This window comes from Gimesia alba, assembly GCF_007744675.1.
Classification (GTDB): domain Bacteria; phylum Planctomycetota; class Planctomycetia; order Planctomycetales; family Planctomycetaceae; genus Gimesia; species Gimesia alba.
This window is the reverse complement of sequence record NZ_CP036269.1, coordinates 3,645,834-3,660,172: the sequence shown is the minus strand read 5'-3', so window position 1 is coordinate 3,660,172 and position 14,339 is coordinate 3,645,834. Positions and strand designations below refer to the sequence as shown.

Below are 14,339 nucleotides of genomic sequence, written 5' to 3'. Positions count from 1 at the left end.
GAATCTGGTCATGGCTATCCAAAAACGGCCATGACCAGAGAAAAACCGTCTCTCGACCACTTTGATTCTGAAAAGAATTTTGCTCGTTCAAGCAAAAAAAACACATTGTTCTCTTTTCATCTCCTGACTGCGACAGAACAATAATAAGTGCAGGGATGTGACCTTAAAAAATTTGTAACCTGCCTTGAATCGAGTATTTCGAGTGAGTTCCCACCTGGTATCCGCAAAACCTGACTTAAAAGAGAGAGCGCGACGGAATCGTATTCCGCGGGCTGTCTGCGTCAATTTGCTATGCCTGTTCTATCTGATTTCCAATACCGGCATCGTTCCTCTTCTGGATCAGGGGAAGCAGTGCCGTTGTGCTGTCCAGGTGAAAACAGACTCTGGCTGTTGCTGTATCAACAGCACGCTGAAGAAAAAATCAACGGCATCGAAATCGTGCTGCAAGACAAAAACACAAACGGCTCGCGATTGCTGCTCCCACAAGCAGAAAACAGCTCCCCAATCCAAGTCTGACAAATCAGAATCGAACAGCTGCCAGATCTCGTCCCACTGTGGATGTGGTAACTCTTCCAGTCAAGGGCTGCACACCATCGCGCCCCGAGACCTGAATTCACGCCCGGTTTTGAGTTCGGCCGATCATCTGGAGCTCCCTTTGACGATCGGCGATGACCTGCCAGTCACGCTCGCCTTCTCACCAGAAACGCCACCTCCGCAGCAATAAGTGTGGTAACCCTCTTTGCGTTTGCGGTGTTCCAGCGGTCGGCAACTCCCTTTGTCCTCCGCCGACAGCACAGCAACTCGTTCCCACCACGTAAGTCGGCTAACGTCAATCCAAGCTACGTTAGCGATTGTTTATTGTATCGGATTAGGTAAACCTCCATGAATTCTTTAACACCAAAATTCAAACCACAAAAACGTGGATTTACACTCATTGAACTCCTCGTAGTCATCGCGATTATCGCGATCCTGATCGCACTACTGTTACCGGCTGTCCAACAGGCCCGGGAAGCGGCACGACGCTCTACCTGTAAAAACAGCCTGAAGCAGATCGGTCTGGCTTTGCACAACTATCATGACTCACACCGCGCGTATCCTCCCGGTTACATTGCCCGTGGTGTCAATCCTACTCAGGATAGCACTTTTGAAACTGGTCCCGGCTTTGCCTGGGGCACCATGCTCCTGCCATATCTGGATCAGGCACCACTCTACAATCAGCTCAATCTGAATCTGGATGCGACCGTCACACCTAACATTGAACTGGCTGACGAAGCGATTCCCATTTTTCGCTGTCCCAGCGATACGCACCAAGGCGTGTTCTCTGTCACAGATGGCACGAATACCTACCAGCTTTCTTCAGCAAACTATGTCGGGATCTTCGGATATGGCAGCTTGACCTCGGCTCCGGGAAATCCCGATGACAAAGGGATCTTGTTCCGGAACTCGAATATCAAAATTCGTGATATCACCGACGGAGCCTCCAATACGATTGTCGTGGGCGAACGCTCTCACCAGCATCAGTTTGTAGGGGCCACCACGGTCATTCAAGCCGACTCCACCTGGTATGCAGCCATCCCTGATGCGACACGTCCCGCCGGCATGGCGATGGCTTCGATGACGGAAGGCCCCGCCTCGCTGATCCTTGGTCACGTCGGGCAGGGGGGGATGATGACCATGCAACATCCGCCAAATACCACCAACCATATTGCCAATTTCTCCAGTAAGCATGAAGGGGGCGCTCATTTTCTCCTGGGTGACGGGGCCGTCCGTTTTCTCAGCGAGAACATGAATTACGATACCTTCCGCTATTTGGGAACGATTAGTGATGGGAATGTCATCGGAGAATTCTAGGACATTCGACCTGATTCAATGACCATCCTGGCTGAGGCCGAGGTGCCCCACGGTGCCCCGGCCTCGATTCATTCAGAGTCACTGGGAAACCACTTTGCCCATCCAAAAGATACCCGGTCTCTCAGGACAGAGAAGGTAGATTCGCTCCTGTAGATTTTGCGCATCCCGGCCTGAAAAGGGACCGAAAAACCAGAGCCGTATCCATCAGTTCGAGACAATCAGAAGCCTAGAGCACGCCCTGAGTTGGACCTCCAAATCAGGGAAAGAGATCCCGGGAACCGATTCCGGTTCTATTTTTGTAAATTCCACGCAAATTCGTGAATTTATTTCTTGTATTTTCCTGAGTGATCACATAATAATCTCGAACTTTTAAAAAAGCGTACCGATATAGGCATTACGATTCGAAATCGTCTCGAACAGTTTCATTAACAATCGGATGCCCATTTTTTTCTGGCACCTCTAGTGGAGGGTTTATGAGTTGCATAAAGGAAGACATCTTCTCATTGATTGTCGTAATGTCCCGCGGGACGTTTGTCTAAACGACCAACTGGTACTTGAAGCCATGGCGCGGGGAGCAACACGCGCTGGTGCAACTGTGATTTCACAGGTTCGATATCACTTTGGTCATAATTCAGCACCGGGCTTCACCGCGATGTGCCTTCTCGATGAAAGCCACTGCTCAGCTCACTGCTATGCCGACCTGGGCTTAATCGCTTTGGACGTTTTCACCTGTGGCGAGACCGACCCGAATGACGTATTGCGTTACATTCGGGAAGAAGTCGACCTCGGTGACGTCAGTATTCTTGAGATGCCCCGATTCCCTATCCCCAATGGGAGACCTGCTTTACAGGAACCAGCCAGTTCCCACACGGAAGCAGAACAGATCGTCGCTCTATAAATTCTCATCCAACCATTCCCGCCCGGTATACCTCCTGAAACTGGTTCCAGTTCTTGATTTGATCCCGGAACGGGTAATTTGACTGGTTTAGAATTCCAAGATACCATCAAATCACGCCAGGTGTGTTTCGATGTCTGTTGACAGTCATCGAGCGCACCTGACGGATGGATCGATTCCGGCAGACGACACTCGCAGCGACACCAATAGAAAGCAAAACATGAGCGGTGAACGAGAATTCCACGATGGACGAGGCGATGGTTTAAAGCCTCTGAAAAGCCTGGATCTTTCCAATGTCAATTCCTTCTCTGACCTGCTGCAGGCTATGTCCGAAACGGCCTTCTCGGGGCGAAAGCTGGGCGTCGCTTATGATATCCTGCTGGAAATGTCGCAAGACACCGAATGTAAAGCCATCCTGACACTCTCCGGTGCCATGACCGTCGCCAAGCAGGGCAGCATCATCTGTGACATGATCGACAGGGGTCTGGTCCGCGCGGTGGTCGCCACTGGCGCACTCATCGCACACGGCTTGACCGAATCCATCGGGCTGGTTCACTACCAGTACAACCCCGCCGATTCAGACGAAACCCTGTATAAAAAGGGCTATAACCGCATTTACGATACACTGGAAATGGAATCCAACCTGAATAACGTCGAACGGCTGGTTCGTTCCGTGCTCAGAGAATCCCAACCCGAAGACGGGGTCTGGTCCTCCGCCCGACTCTGCCGAGCCTTAGGCAAGCGGCTCTCCGAAATCGACGAAGGGCGCGGCATCCTCAGAAGTGCCTACGAACAGAACGTCCCCGTCTTCATCCCCGCCTTCACCGACAGCGAAATCGGCCTCGATGTCTCCACCTGGGCCATGTCGGAATACATCGCCCAGTCGGGTAAAGCACTGGAAGACCTTGATCAGGCCGAGATCCTGACAGCACTTCCCAGCTTCAACCCCTTTATTGACCTGCAGGAATACGCTCAACTGATGCGAGATGCCTCCACACTGGGTATCTTCACCATCGGTGGCGGCGTCCCCCGCAACTGGGCACAGCAGGTCGCCCCTTATTACGAAATCGCCAACTATCGGCTCGGCACAGAATGGAAAGAACCCCGTTTCAAATACGGCATCCGCATCTGTCCCGAACCGGTTCACTGGGGCGGCCTCTCCGGCTGTACCTATTCGGAAGGAGTCAGCTGGGGCAAGTTCGTTTCTCCACAAGATGGCGGCCGTTTCGCCGAAGTCTACGCCGATGCCACCGTCGTCCTGCCGCTCTTGATGAAAGCCGTCTTTGAGAAGCTGGACGAGTCCCGCTAGGTCGCGTTGATTGATTAGTTCTGAGCGTGATTTTGAGGTCTATAGAGTTATCTATGTAAGAATTCACCGTGGCCGACAGTGTGCTGTTGACTTTGTTTTGAGGACGATGATCGCAGTAAATGCGCATTAGCCGTAGGGCGTTAGCCCCGGTTAGGCGTCTTTGGTAAAGCCAGTTCGAATTAAGAAACACTATCTAGCTCAAGCATACTGCTACGCACTGCGGACACTTCACCTTCGAACGGTAGCACCGATCAATCAGGGGCAGAGGATGAGCGAGGGTCGGTCTTCAAATACCGAGCGATGCCCAGTCCCAATTGTCGGCCCACAGTCATGTAACCCGCAGGATTGCTGTACCGGGTATTCCAGCAGGTCTCCAGCGTAATCCCCACCACATGCTCGCGCGTCGCGCTGCGAACCCAGTTACTGGAGATCTCCTTCCAGCGTTGATCATACTTAGGTCCGGTCGACGGGGTATTCTGATCTAACTCCAAGGGCACTTTCATCTCGTGCCGACAAGCGGCAATGAACGCACCCTGAAGCTGTTTCCGTTTTTTTGTCGCCAGTTCCGGGGGCGTCACATAAAAAAACGGGCGTTTGGAATTCGACCCCGGATTGTGCAAATCGACAAACAGCACCAGTCGCTTCTGCTCATCAAATTCTTTGATTGACCGCATCGCCGTTTTGACGGAATTCCAGCGAGGCGTTTCTGACCAGTCCCGGTTATGATCATGCGGCACCTGATTTTTGCCCCCGTTTCCGGTCGCCACATTATCGACGTCCATGATCGGAACAAAATAAATGTCTGCTTTCTTTCTCAATGCCATCGCCTGCGGATCCTCGCTGACCGCCCATTCAATGAACCCGCGACCAACCCAGCTGCCCCCCGACTCCCACGCATGTTGACGGGCCTGAACCCAGATCACCATTCGTGAATCATTCTTGTCCCCACTTTCGCTTACCACTAATGCAGGAACCGCACGCCCCGCACGTGTCTTGCATAATTCAAACGCCGTCACATTAGCATGCTCCCGGCTCAAGCGGTCGACCAGCTGTTTCGCATCAGCGGGCACAAACGGCGGCCCCCAGGCAAACCACGCCTGTGCCGCGTCCACTTTCACTGTCCACTGGAACGTGCCAGGATCTTTGACTCCGGCGGGCGTCTGCCGCCAGTGTTTCTGATCGACACTGAAAGCAGCCCGTTCAGGCAGAGCCCAATTGCTCGACAGCTTCTGACCGTTCGCCTGTTTCATCTGACTGGCATCGACGGTGACAGTGATCGCTTCGCCGGGCTGAATCCCGGTCACTTGAAAATACCACCAGCAAGGCCAGCCAAATTGCGGATCTCCCGCCGGGCGTATTTTAATGGAGCGCGTGGTCTGATCAATCTCCAGAACTTCTGCAGATCCCCCCTCAAACGCAGAAGAAACAGTAAGCTCACCAGCCCCTGCATGCGGGACAGCGACAATGACTGACAGAATGAATCCGATCAAAACAACACGTCGCCCCAGCATATCTGCTCCTTAGATCCACGAACTTACTTCAAGATACCGGTCGCCACTTTTCCCTGACCAGGCTCAACCAGCGCAACAGGCTGGGCATTGTGAGCGTAATTCAAGTCTGCGTAATTCAAACCGAACTGATGCAGCAGCGTCGCATGAAAATCGTGTTGGGTGACCACATCCTCAACGGCGCGATGACCAAAGTCATCCGTCGCACCATGCACGTGGCCCTCTTTGATCCCGCCGCCCGCCATCCAGATGCTGAACCCTTCAGTGTTATGATCGCGGCCCGGTTTCTTCCCTTTTCCACGATCCTGAATCACAGGCAGACGTCCCATTTCGCCCCCCCATTGAACCATTGTGGAATCCAGCAGACCCCGATTTTTCAAATCGGTCACAAGGGCAGCACACGGTTTATCGCAGGCATCACAGCGCCTTTGCAGCGATTCAAAGATATTCTCGTGCATGTCCCAGGCATAATTCCAGATCTGCACAAAACGCACACCACGCTCAACAAACCGCCGCGCCAAAATACAGGCATCGGCAAACTCTTTTGTCACGGGATCATCAACGCCATACATTTTGTGCGTCGCTTCGGTCTCTTTGGTCAAATCCAATGCTTCGGTCGCCGCCGTCTGCATGCGGGCCGCCAGTTCATAACTGGCAATCCGTGCCGACAGATCATCTTCGCCCGGGTGTCGTTTCAGATGAATCTGATTTAGTTCTTTCAACAGATCCAGCTGATTTGACTGTGGCTTGCCTCTCAATTCCCGGATCGGATTCAAATTGGCAATCCGCGGTTCCGACTTGCTGACAACTGTCCCCTGATAAATGGAAGGCAGATGGCGACTGTCCCAGAACGGAGAACCAACGGGATTTCGGGGAATGGTAATCGCAACAAACGCGGGAAGATTCTGCGTCTCTGCGCCCAGACCATAGGTGATCCAGCTTCCCAGAGAAGGCCAGCCTTCGCGTCCGCGACCGGTGGTCATCGCCCGCATGCCTGCGACGTGATTGCGAATATTCGGCAGCTGCATCGAGCGGATCAACGTGATGTCATCGACGACTTCCCCCAAGTGAGGCAGCATCGCCGTGTTGATCTCCATCCCCGATTCACCACACTTTTCGAACGTATTGGGTGCGGGCATGATGATCGATGTCGCCTGACCGGCGTTATCGTATTTGATCCCATCTCCGGGAAAGCGTTTACCCGCATATTGATCGAGCATCGGCTTCCGATCAAACAGGTCGAGGTGGCTTGGTCCGCCGCCACAGAAGATCGAAATCATCGACTTGGCCCGTGCCGGGTGATTCGTTTTCTTCGGAAGCAGATCGTATGTTTTCTCTTCCAGTGCGGGCTTTTCCGGGGCCGCCAGCAGCTGTTCCTCTTTTAACAGTGATGCCAGCGCCAGCGAAGAAACACCGAATGCACTCTGCGCCAGAAAATGACGACGGGAACTGGCAGAAGATTGATCAAATTGTTGTAACACAACTCACTCCCTTCGGAGATCAGGTAATTTATATAGTATGCCGTGTAATTTTATTACTCAACATAGAGAAACTGGTTGGTCCCGAACAGAACATGACAGAGGGAAGCCAACGCTTCCTGCCGGGGATCTTTGACTTTCTTGGATTCGTATTCGTTTAGCTGCAATGCGAAGCTTTTCTCCAGCGCCTGCATTTCTGCCGCGGAAGGCTCAGCACTGAGTGCCATCTTCCAGGCCGTTTTAATCAATGTCGCATCATCGGCGTCTTTACCGGCACTTGCCAACACCCGCTTCGCAAACGCGACCGACTGATTTCGCATAAACTCGCTGTTGAGCAAGGCCAGCGACTGTGTTGCCACCGTCGAAAACACCCGCCGCTCGCAGTTGGGTTCCATACTGGGCGCATCGAAGGCATTCAGCATCGTCACCGGTTGCGTCCGCCGCACCTGGATATAAATCGATCGCTTCAACTCGCGCCGATCTTCAGAAATTTTTCCGGCGCCCACGGTAATAATCCCGCTATCTGACAGAGCGACGGGAACCGGTACGCCAAACTGTTCCCGATTTAGATCGCCACTGACCGCCAGAATCGCATCGCGAATCGCTTCCGCTTCCAGACGTCGCATCGTCATCCGCCATAACAGACGGTTGTCAGCGTCGATAGAAGCCGCTTTCTCCGAATGCGCGGTGGAGGTCTGCCGATAAGTCCGCGAGGTCATGATCAGACGATGAATCCGTTTCAACTGCCAGCCATGCTCCATAAAATCAGCAGCCAACCAGTCCAACAGTTCCGGGTGCGTAGGAATAGACGAACGCGAACCAAAATCGCCCGTCGAATCGACAATCGCCTTCCCGAAATGATGCATCCAGAACCGGTTCATCAAGACACGCGCTACCAGCGGATGCTTGCCGTTCGTCAAATAGCGGGCATACGCCAATCGGCGGCCGGTCGTCGGCAATTCTGGATTATTAACGGGAAAGACATTCTCCGTTTCCGAACCAATCACCGTCAAACCACCGGGTTCAATCTTGTCTGCTTCAGGTGAAGAAATATCGCCACGATAAAAGACAAAGGTTTCCGGAAGATGCTGTGGATCTTCGGTCGCAACTCGTATGTATTCCGGCTGGGGAATCTGAGCTCTGAGCTTGTCTGCTTTTTCTTTGATGTCCTCATACCGTTTTTTCAGCTCATTCCCATCCTTGTAACGTGCCAGAAACAAATGCAGTCTGCCTGGCACTAACAGGTCCAGCATCGGGTACTTCTTTTTGAGAAACTCGGCTTGCTCTTGTGAGCGTTTCTTGACTTCTGTCTCATATGCCAATTTGGCCTGTTCTCGCTCTGACTCCGGAATTTCTTTCAAAACCCGCTCGGCAATCAGTTGAGTGACCTCTGCTTTGACCTTGTTATGCTCGGCGTCGAGCTCCTTAACCTCTGCCGTTAGTTTGGCCGCCTTGGCTTTGTCTTCTGGCGACATCAACGCCGCCCGACGACTGGCAGGCATCCGCCATTTCTCTGCATCATACACGGGAGCGATCACGGCTCGTAACCGATAAAAGTCCTGCTGCGGGATGGGATCAAACCGATGATGGTGGCACTCCGCACAACCAATGGTCATGCCTAATAACGACGATGACATAATTTTGACGGTTTCGGTAATCACCTGATTTCGGGCGATCGCGGGATCCATCGGACTGGAACCGGTGCCATCAGGCGCCAGACGTAAAAAGCCAGTTGCGGTCAGCTTTTCACAAACAGCAGGGTCCTGATCGACCAGTTTCTGAGCCGACGCGTGCGTCGCTTTCACCAGTTCGTCACCTGCCAACTGTTCGGTAATAAACTGATCCCAGGGCTTATCGGCATTGAGCGAACGAATGACATAGTCCCGATAATGCCAGGCATCCGGGCGAACAATATCCTTATCATTGTAGCCTTCCGAATCCGCATAGCCGGCGACATCCAGCCAGTGCCGGGCCCAACGCTCACCGTAATGCGGGGAAGCCAGCAAGCGATCAATCATTTTTTCATAAGCATCCGGCGACTGATCTGCCAGATAGACTTTGATCTCTTCCGGAGCAGGGGGGAGCCCAGTCAAATCAAAAGCAGCCCGTCGAATCAAAGTCAGTCGATCCGCTTCCTCAGAGAACCAGAGTCCATTGTCGTTCAACTTTCGCGCGATAAACGCATCAACCGGATTGACGTCGGTCTTGTTTTGTTCTTTTACTAATTCCGTCACTTCGGGAACTGCTGTTTTCCTGATCGGTCGAAACGCCCAATGTGTGCGTTCATCTTCGGTAATCAGAAATTCGCCCGGCTTGATATCGCCCTTCGGCTCGGGACCGGCTGAAGCGCCTTGATCAATCCACTTTGCAATCAACGCGACTTCTTCAGGTTTCAAACGCAGCTTCTCATCGGGCGGCATCTCCCCCGACTCCACATATTGGTACAGCAGGCTCTCCGCATGTTTACCCGGTACGATTGCCTCTCCGGAATCGCCGCCCTTCATCAGCAGGCGACGCAAACGGACATCCAACGATCCGGAAAGTTCTTTTTCCTCGCCATGACAATGAAAGCAATAGGCTTTAAAAATCGGACGAATCTCTTTCTCAAAGGTGACTTTGGAGTCTGCAGCATTGAGAGAAACGTTCCAGGCCAGACAGGAAGCAAATCCCGTCAGCAGAAAAGTGATGGCTCGGTAGTACAAAGCATGGTTCCTTTTTGAAAGGGAACACGTTCAGGGCGGGAGTTAATTCACTTAAAAGCCGTGAAATTAACCATTTTGGTGAGGTTGCATAGTACCGTTTATCGGCAGCAAAGTCAAATTATTTAACTTTACTTATAAGAACAGGCGTACCTAAACAGAGATCGCTCAAAGCGGGCTGTCAATCCCGCACAAGCGTCTCTTCCGCCGGCTGGTCAATGACTGCTTCCGATTCTTCCATCGCCGGCACTTGAGACCGTTTGGCGTACTGAGCCAGCAACGCGGGCAGAAAGACCAGATCGCCGAACAAAGCAGAGGCAATCGTCAAGCCGCTCATGATGGCGAAAATCCGCTGGTCTCGCATGTCGCTGAAGACCACAGTCGAGAAACCGGCCACCAAGATCACGGTTGTCATAATCAGCGCGGTTCCCACGCCGGTAAACGCCCGGCGGATCGCTTCTTCATCACTATCCACCAGCAGTTGTTCTTCGCGGAATCGTGTCAGAAAGTGAATGGTATCATCGACGGCAATTCCCAGACAGACCGTAAACGCACAGACGCTAACGATCTCCAACGCCTGTCCGGTAAACACCAGAAACGCCCCGGTCACCGCCAGCGGAAACATGTTCGGGACGATCGAAATCAATCCCAGCCGTAACGAACGGAAGGCAATCGCCAGTACAATTAGAATGATAATCGCCGCACTCCCCAGAGAAGCTGCGAGATCGACGACAATCTGGTATAGATTGCGCCAGCGCCAGACCGCAGAACCGCTCAGTTCAAATCGAAACTGTGGATGCTGAGCCGCGATTGTGTTCAATCCCTCTTCGATGCGCGTGAAGGTGGGGCCATATTTTGCAATCCCCAGATCCTGCACATGAAAGCTGACTTCCGCCTGACGATATTCCGGCGTGTAAAACGCGCGCTTCAATGGAGGGGGCAGCAGATCCATCATCGACATCCGCTCCTCAGGCGGCCCATCACCGGGTAACGCCGCCAGAATATTGCGAATCGAAATCGGATGTCCGATTAAAGATTCCTGGTTTAACAAATCGTCCACTTCACTGATCGCAATTAAAACTTCCGGTGAATCGGAGGCAACTTGATCATTCCAGTAAACGCGCACACGCGAATGTTCCAGCCCGCCCATCGCTTGATCCATATGATTCAACGCCAGTGCCGCTTCGGAACCTTCCGGCAGCATATTCGCCCGCCGTTCATCCGGCCTGAGCGTTAATGAGATCAGAATCAACACGGCAGTCACGCCGATCCCCAGCGAACTGATCAGCTTTGTTTTTTTCAGAACCAGATCAATAATCACACTGATCCGTCCCAGATGACGGTCGATAATCCCTTTGCCGTACCCTTTATGAATCGAACGCCCCAGCCAGGTGCGACAGGCCAGAGGAATCACCGTAACGACCGCAATAAACGTCAACAGCACGCCGATGACACAACTGTAACCAAACTCACGTACGGTGTCGTGATGCGCCAGAGAAAGCGAACCGAAGCCGATCGCCGTCGTCACTGAAGTCAGAAAACAGGCCAGACCCACTTCCTGAATTCCACGGCGGGCCGCATCCCGACCGCTCAATCCCGATGCCCGATGCTTCCTGATCTGGACCATAAGATGTACGCCATCAGTCAGACCAACCAGACTCAACAGCACCGGCAGCACCACATCGTTAAACGGGTTATCCTGAAAATCAAAGAATTGAATGATGCCCATTGTCAGGAAGACACCAAACATCGGCGCCAGTGCTACAATAATCACGGCGGAGATACCCCGAAACAGGATAATCGCCATCAACAGGATCATCCCGTAACCGATGACCTGGTATTTCACCTTGTTGGCATTATGCGTGCGTACCGCGGTCAGATAAATGGGTACGCGGCCCGTTGTCATGAACGAAAATTTGACATCCGGATACTCCGCGACAACCTTTTTTGCAACATCTTTCAAACCAGTCGTACAGGCTTCATCGTCGACCACATTCAACCAGTCAAATTTGATCATTAACAGCAGGGTCTTGCCATCAACCGAGAGCAATTGGCCTCCCACCAGTGGATGATGGATCGTCTTCTCGCGGGCCGCATCCAGTCGTTTCTGTGAAGCCCGTTCATTCGGAACGAGCGGCTCGCGCAAACCGAAAATATTCAGATTCGGAATATCATCCAACCAGAAGACACTCTTCACATAATCCAGCGCTTCGATTTTTTCGACAATTGCCCGCAGTGCTTTCACACCATCCGTTGTAAAAAACTGATCGGAATCGATCACCAAAATCGTATCGGCGTCCGTCAGACTGATCGGGTCGACATCCGGGGGCCGTTCCTGTTTCACAGGCGGCGCTGCCGGACCTTGCTGTACCTGCTGGGGCGGGGCCGGTTTAAACCAGTCCCGCACTTTTTCGGGCATCGTATACCCCAGCATCGAGATCCCACTCAGCAGCAGAATGAACAGGGTAACCAGCAAGGGATGATCAACCATCCAGACCGAACAGCGATTAAACGTACGTGACACTCTCGATTCACTTTCTGTCAGTAGAGCCAGGCAATTCAGGTAGAATCAGATTCAACACACCCGGTTCATTTTTTCCGGGAAACTTCGTTTCTTTTATCGTTTCCAGAGATCATCCTTACCGATTATGCCATCGCCGTCGTAGTCTCGGTAACGCCCATAACGTTGCGTTGCCAGCGGTACCTCATCTACTTCCACTTGACCATCCTGATTTTTATCGAAGCGCTGAATAAATTTGGTGACAAACTGTTCATACTTCTGCTTGCGTTCTTCCTCCGTCAGTTCCTTCTTAGCTGTTTTTTTCTGAACTTGCTTCGCTTTCTTTTTGTTTGCCCGCGGCTCCGCCACTTCAAAAAACGCAATCGCCATTTCTTCCCAGGTCTGATCGCCCCAAGTCACATACTCATTGGGGTCCGGGTTGAATGGATTCTCTTCTGAGTTATCAAACTTGACTGTAAATTCGAGCGAATCAATCGCGTCCAGCTTCATCGGCTGGCTTAATTCATAAATATGCTGCCAGTTGAAATCATAGTTCGGCACATCGAGCAGAATCTCAGACTTTTCTTTCTGCTTCATGAACAGTCGAAACGATTTGCCTCTTAAGTGCATGTGCGGGGCAATCGCCAGCAGTTCGGCCTGGGGTGGAATCCGGCGTACTTTTGCGGAGACCGGGAAATCTTTTGTATTTGGCGGGATTTCGAATTCCTGATCGATGCCGATCAGCGTGAAGACTTCGTGCGTGATCTCTTCATCTTTTCCAAAAATCAGACCGACTTTCGAAACATCTTCCTGAACCGAACCCGTCGGTGTATAGTGCATCTGAAACACCAGTTTCGAGCCGGCGGGAACTTTACGGCCGCGTCCCGGCGGCAACATATTGATCCGCTGCCCCGGCACATACGCCGTCAACCAGCCGATCCCCTGAAAATTCGATCCATCGGGCGGACGAATAAAGACAATCGCATGGTGTACCACTGATCGATTGCCGGGCAGGACCTGTGCTCCGGTAATCCACTTATCCTCTTTGAATCCCGGATCGACTACGAAATACTGATATTCCACGACGCCTTCTTTAGGAACGACAAATGGTTTCTTCCGCATTTCATAAACGGCTTCCGGAATTTTTGGCAGATGCCAGCCTTCGCGGAACTTGGGAGGCTTCGGCATATCTTTCACATCGCCGAACGGCATCCCGCCTGCTACCCAGTCGCGCAAGATTTTTTTCTCACCCTCAGACATAAAGCGTGCATTGGCATAATGACCATATTTCGGGCTCGCATGCCAGGGAGGCATCCGGCCGTCGTCAATGGTTTCCAGCATCGTATCGGCCCAGCCGCGGACTTCATCGTAGTCGGTCAAGCCAAACGGTGCGATCTCGCCTTTCCGATGGCATTCCACACAATGCCGATTCAAAACCGCCGCCACTTCTTTACAGAAGGTCAGGCTGGTTGTTACCTCTGTCTCTTTCACGCGCCCGATAAAACAGCCATTCGGCTTCGTACTGGCGACGTCCACAGGCTGGCCCGCCAATACTTGATCGAGGGCCTGTTTCAGATCGTGCGACGTGGTTTCTGCCCGCGAAATGCCCGGCAGATATTGATTATCAATTCGCCCGCGGTATTTCACGTTTAATTGCTCATCCAGAACGAACACTTCGGGAGTCCGCACTGCTGCATACTGATCGGCGACTTTGTTGTTATAATCCTTGGCCATCGGAAACCGAATCTCATAGCGTTTGACGTATTTTTTGACGTCTTCCAACGAGTCCTGCTGATTGCTGTTCACGCCGATAAACTGAACGCCCTTTGACTCATAAGCGGCCGACATCTCATTCAATTTCGGCCCATAGAGTCGTGCCAGCGGACACTCGGCTCCCAGAAAACAGACCACAGTCAGCTTCTGTTTTGGCTTTTCGGTCAACTCGACCATCCCGTCCGCCGCAGTTGGCAGCCGAAACGTCAGTGAATCAGCTTGCACGGACTCAGTTTTTTCATTCGCCCAGAGAGAATGGTCACAAACCAGAATCAGTAAACACAAAACTTTCAAACAACAACGAAGCATGAAGAGATCCTTCTTTC

Annotated in this window: 9 protein-coding genes; 4 read left to right on the top strand and 5 right to left on the bottom strand. The window is 52.3% G+C overall.

Features of this window, described 5'->3' with window-relative positions; all coding sequences use genetic code 11:
- Nucleotides 1–202 precede the first annotated feature (202 nt).
- The 4 genes from Pan241w_RS13745 to Pan241w_RS13730 all read left to right on the top strand — a co-directional run bounded on the left by Pan241w_RS13745 (nt 203) and on the right by Pan241w_RS13730 (nt 4,055).
- Nucleotides 203–724: a hypothetical protein gene (locus tag Pan241w_RS13745; protein WP_145216610.1), complete on the top strand. Its 522-nt coding sequence runs from the start codon at nt 203–205 to the stop codon at nt 722–724.
- A gap of 158 nt (nt 725–882) precedes the next feature.
- Entirely contained in the window at nt 883–1,851 is a 969-nt protein-coding gene (locus Pan241w_RS13740; protein ID WP_145216607.1) for a DUF1559 domain-containing protein, read from the top strand.
- Nucleotides 1,852–2,329: 478 nt separating this feature from the next.
- Nucleotides 2,330–2,749, top strand: coding sequence for an S-adenosylmethionine decarboxylase family protein (locus Pan241w_RS13735; RefSeq protein ID WP_145216604.1), 420 nt, complete (start codon nt 2,330–2,332; stop codon nt 2,747–2,749).
- 217 nt (nt 2,750–2,966) lie between these two features.
- Nucleotides 2,967–4,055, top strand: coding sequence for a deoxyhypusine synthase family protein (locus tag Pan241w_RS13730; RefSeq protein ID WP_145223396.1), 1,089 nt, complete (start codon nt 2,967–2,969; stop codon nt 4,053–4,055).
- Between the two features lie 251 nt (nt 4,056–4,306).
- Here the strand turns inward: Pan241w_RS13730 and Pan241w_RS13725 are convergent, their stop codons facing one another.
- The 5 genes from Pan241w_RS13725 to Pan241w_RS13705 all read right to left on the bottom strand — a co-directional run bounded on the left by Pan241w_RS13725 (nt 4,307) and on the right by Pan241w_RS13705 (nt 14,322).
- Complete coding sequence (locus Pan241w_RS13725; protein ID WP_145216601.1) at nt 4,307–5,566, bottom strand: M14-type cytosolic carboxypeptidase; 1,260 nt, start codon at nt 5,564–5,566, stop codon at nt 4,307–4,309.
- 23 nt (nt 5,567–5,589) lie between these two features.
- Nucleotides 5,590–7,044, bottom strand: coding sequence for a DUF1501 domain-containing protein (locus tag Pan241w_RS13720; RefSeq protein WP_145216598.1), 1,455 nt, complete (start codon nt 7,042–7,044; stop codon nt 5,590–5,592).
- Between the two features lie 53 nt (nt 7,045–7,097).
- Entirely contained in the window at nt 7,098–9,743 is a 2,646-nt protein-coding gene (locus Pan241w_RS13715; protein WP_145216595.1) for a DUF1553 domain-containing protein, read from the bottom strand.
- A gap of 178 nt (nt 9,744–9,921) precedes the next feature.
- A complete protein-coding gene (locus Pan241w_RS13710) occupies nt 9,922–12,264 on the bottom strand; it encodes an efflux RND transporter permease subunit (protein WP_232107448.1) in 2,343 nt (780 codons plus the stop codon).
- Nucleotides 12,265–12,357: 93 nt separating this feature from the next.
- Nucleotides 12,358–14,322: a redoxin domain-containing protein gene (locus Pan241w_RS13705; RefSeq protein WP_145216592.1), complete on the bottom strand. Its 1,965-nt coding sequence runs from the start codon at nt 14,320–14,322 to the stop codon at nt 12,358–12,360.
- Between the last annotated feature and the right edge of the window lie 17 nt (nt 14,323–14,339).

What these genes read in the sequence shown, in the direction of transcription:
- Pan241w_RS13740 (WP_145216607.1), top strand. Translation starts at nt 883, where the DNA reads ATGAATTCTTTAACACCAAAATTCAAACCACAAAAACGTGGATTTACA.
- Pan241w_RS13730 (WP_145223396.1), top strand. Translation starts at nt 2,967, where the DNA reads ATGAGCGGTGAACGAGAATTCCACGATGGACGAGGCGATGGTTTAAAG.
- Pan241w_RS13725 (WP_145216601.1), bottom strand. Translation starts at nt 5,566, where the DNA reads ATGCTGGGGCGACGTGTTGTTTTGATCGGATTCATTCTGTCAGTCATT.
- Pan241w_RS13705 (WP_145216592.1), bottom strand. Translation starts at nt 14,322, where the DNA reads ATGCTTCGTTGTTGTTTGAAAGTTTTGTGTTTACTGATTCTGGTTTGT.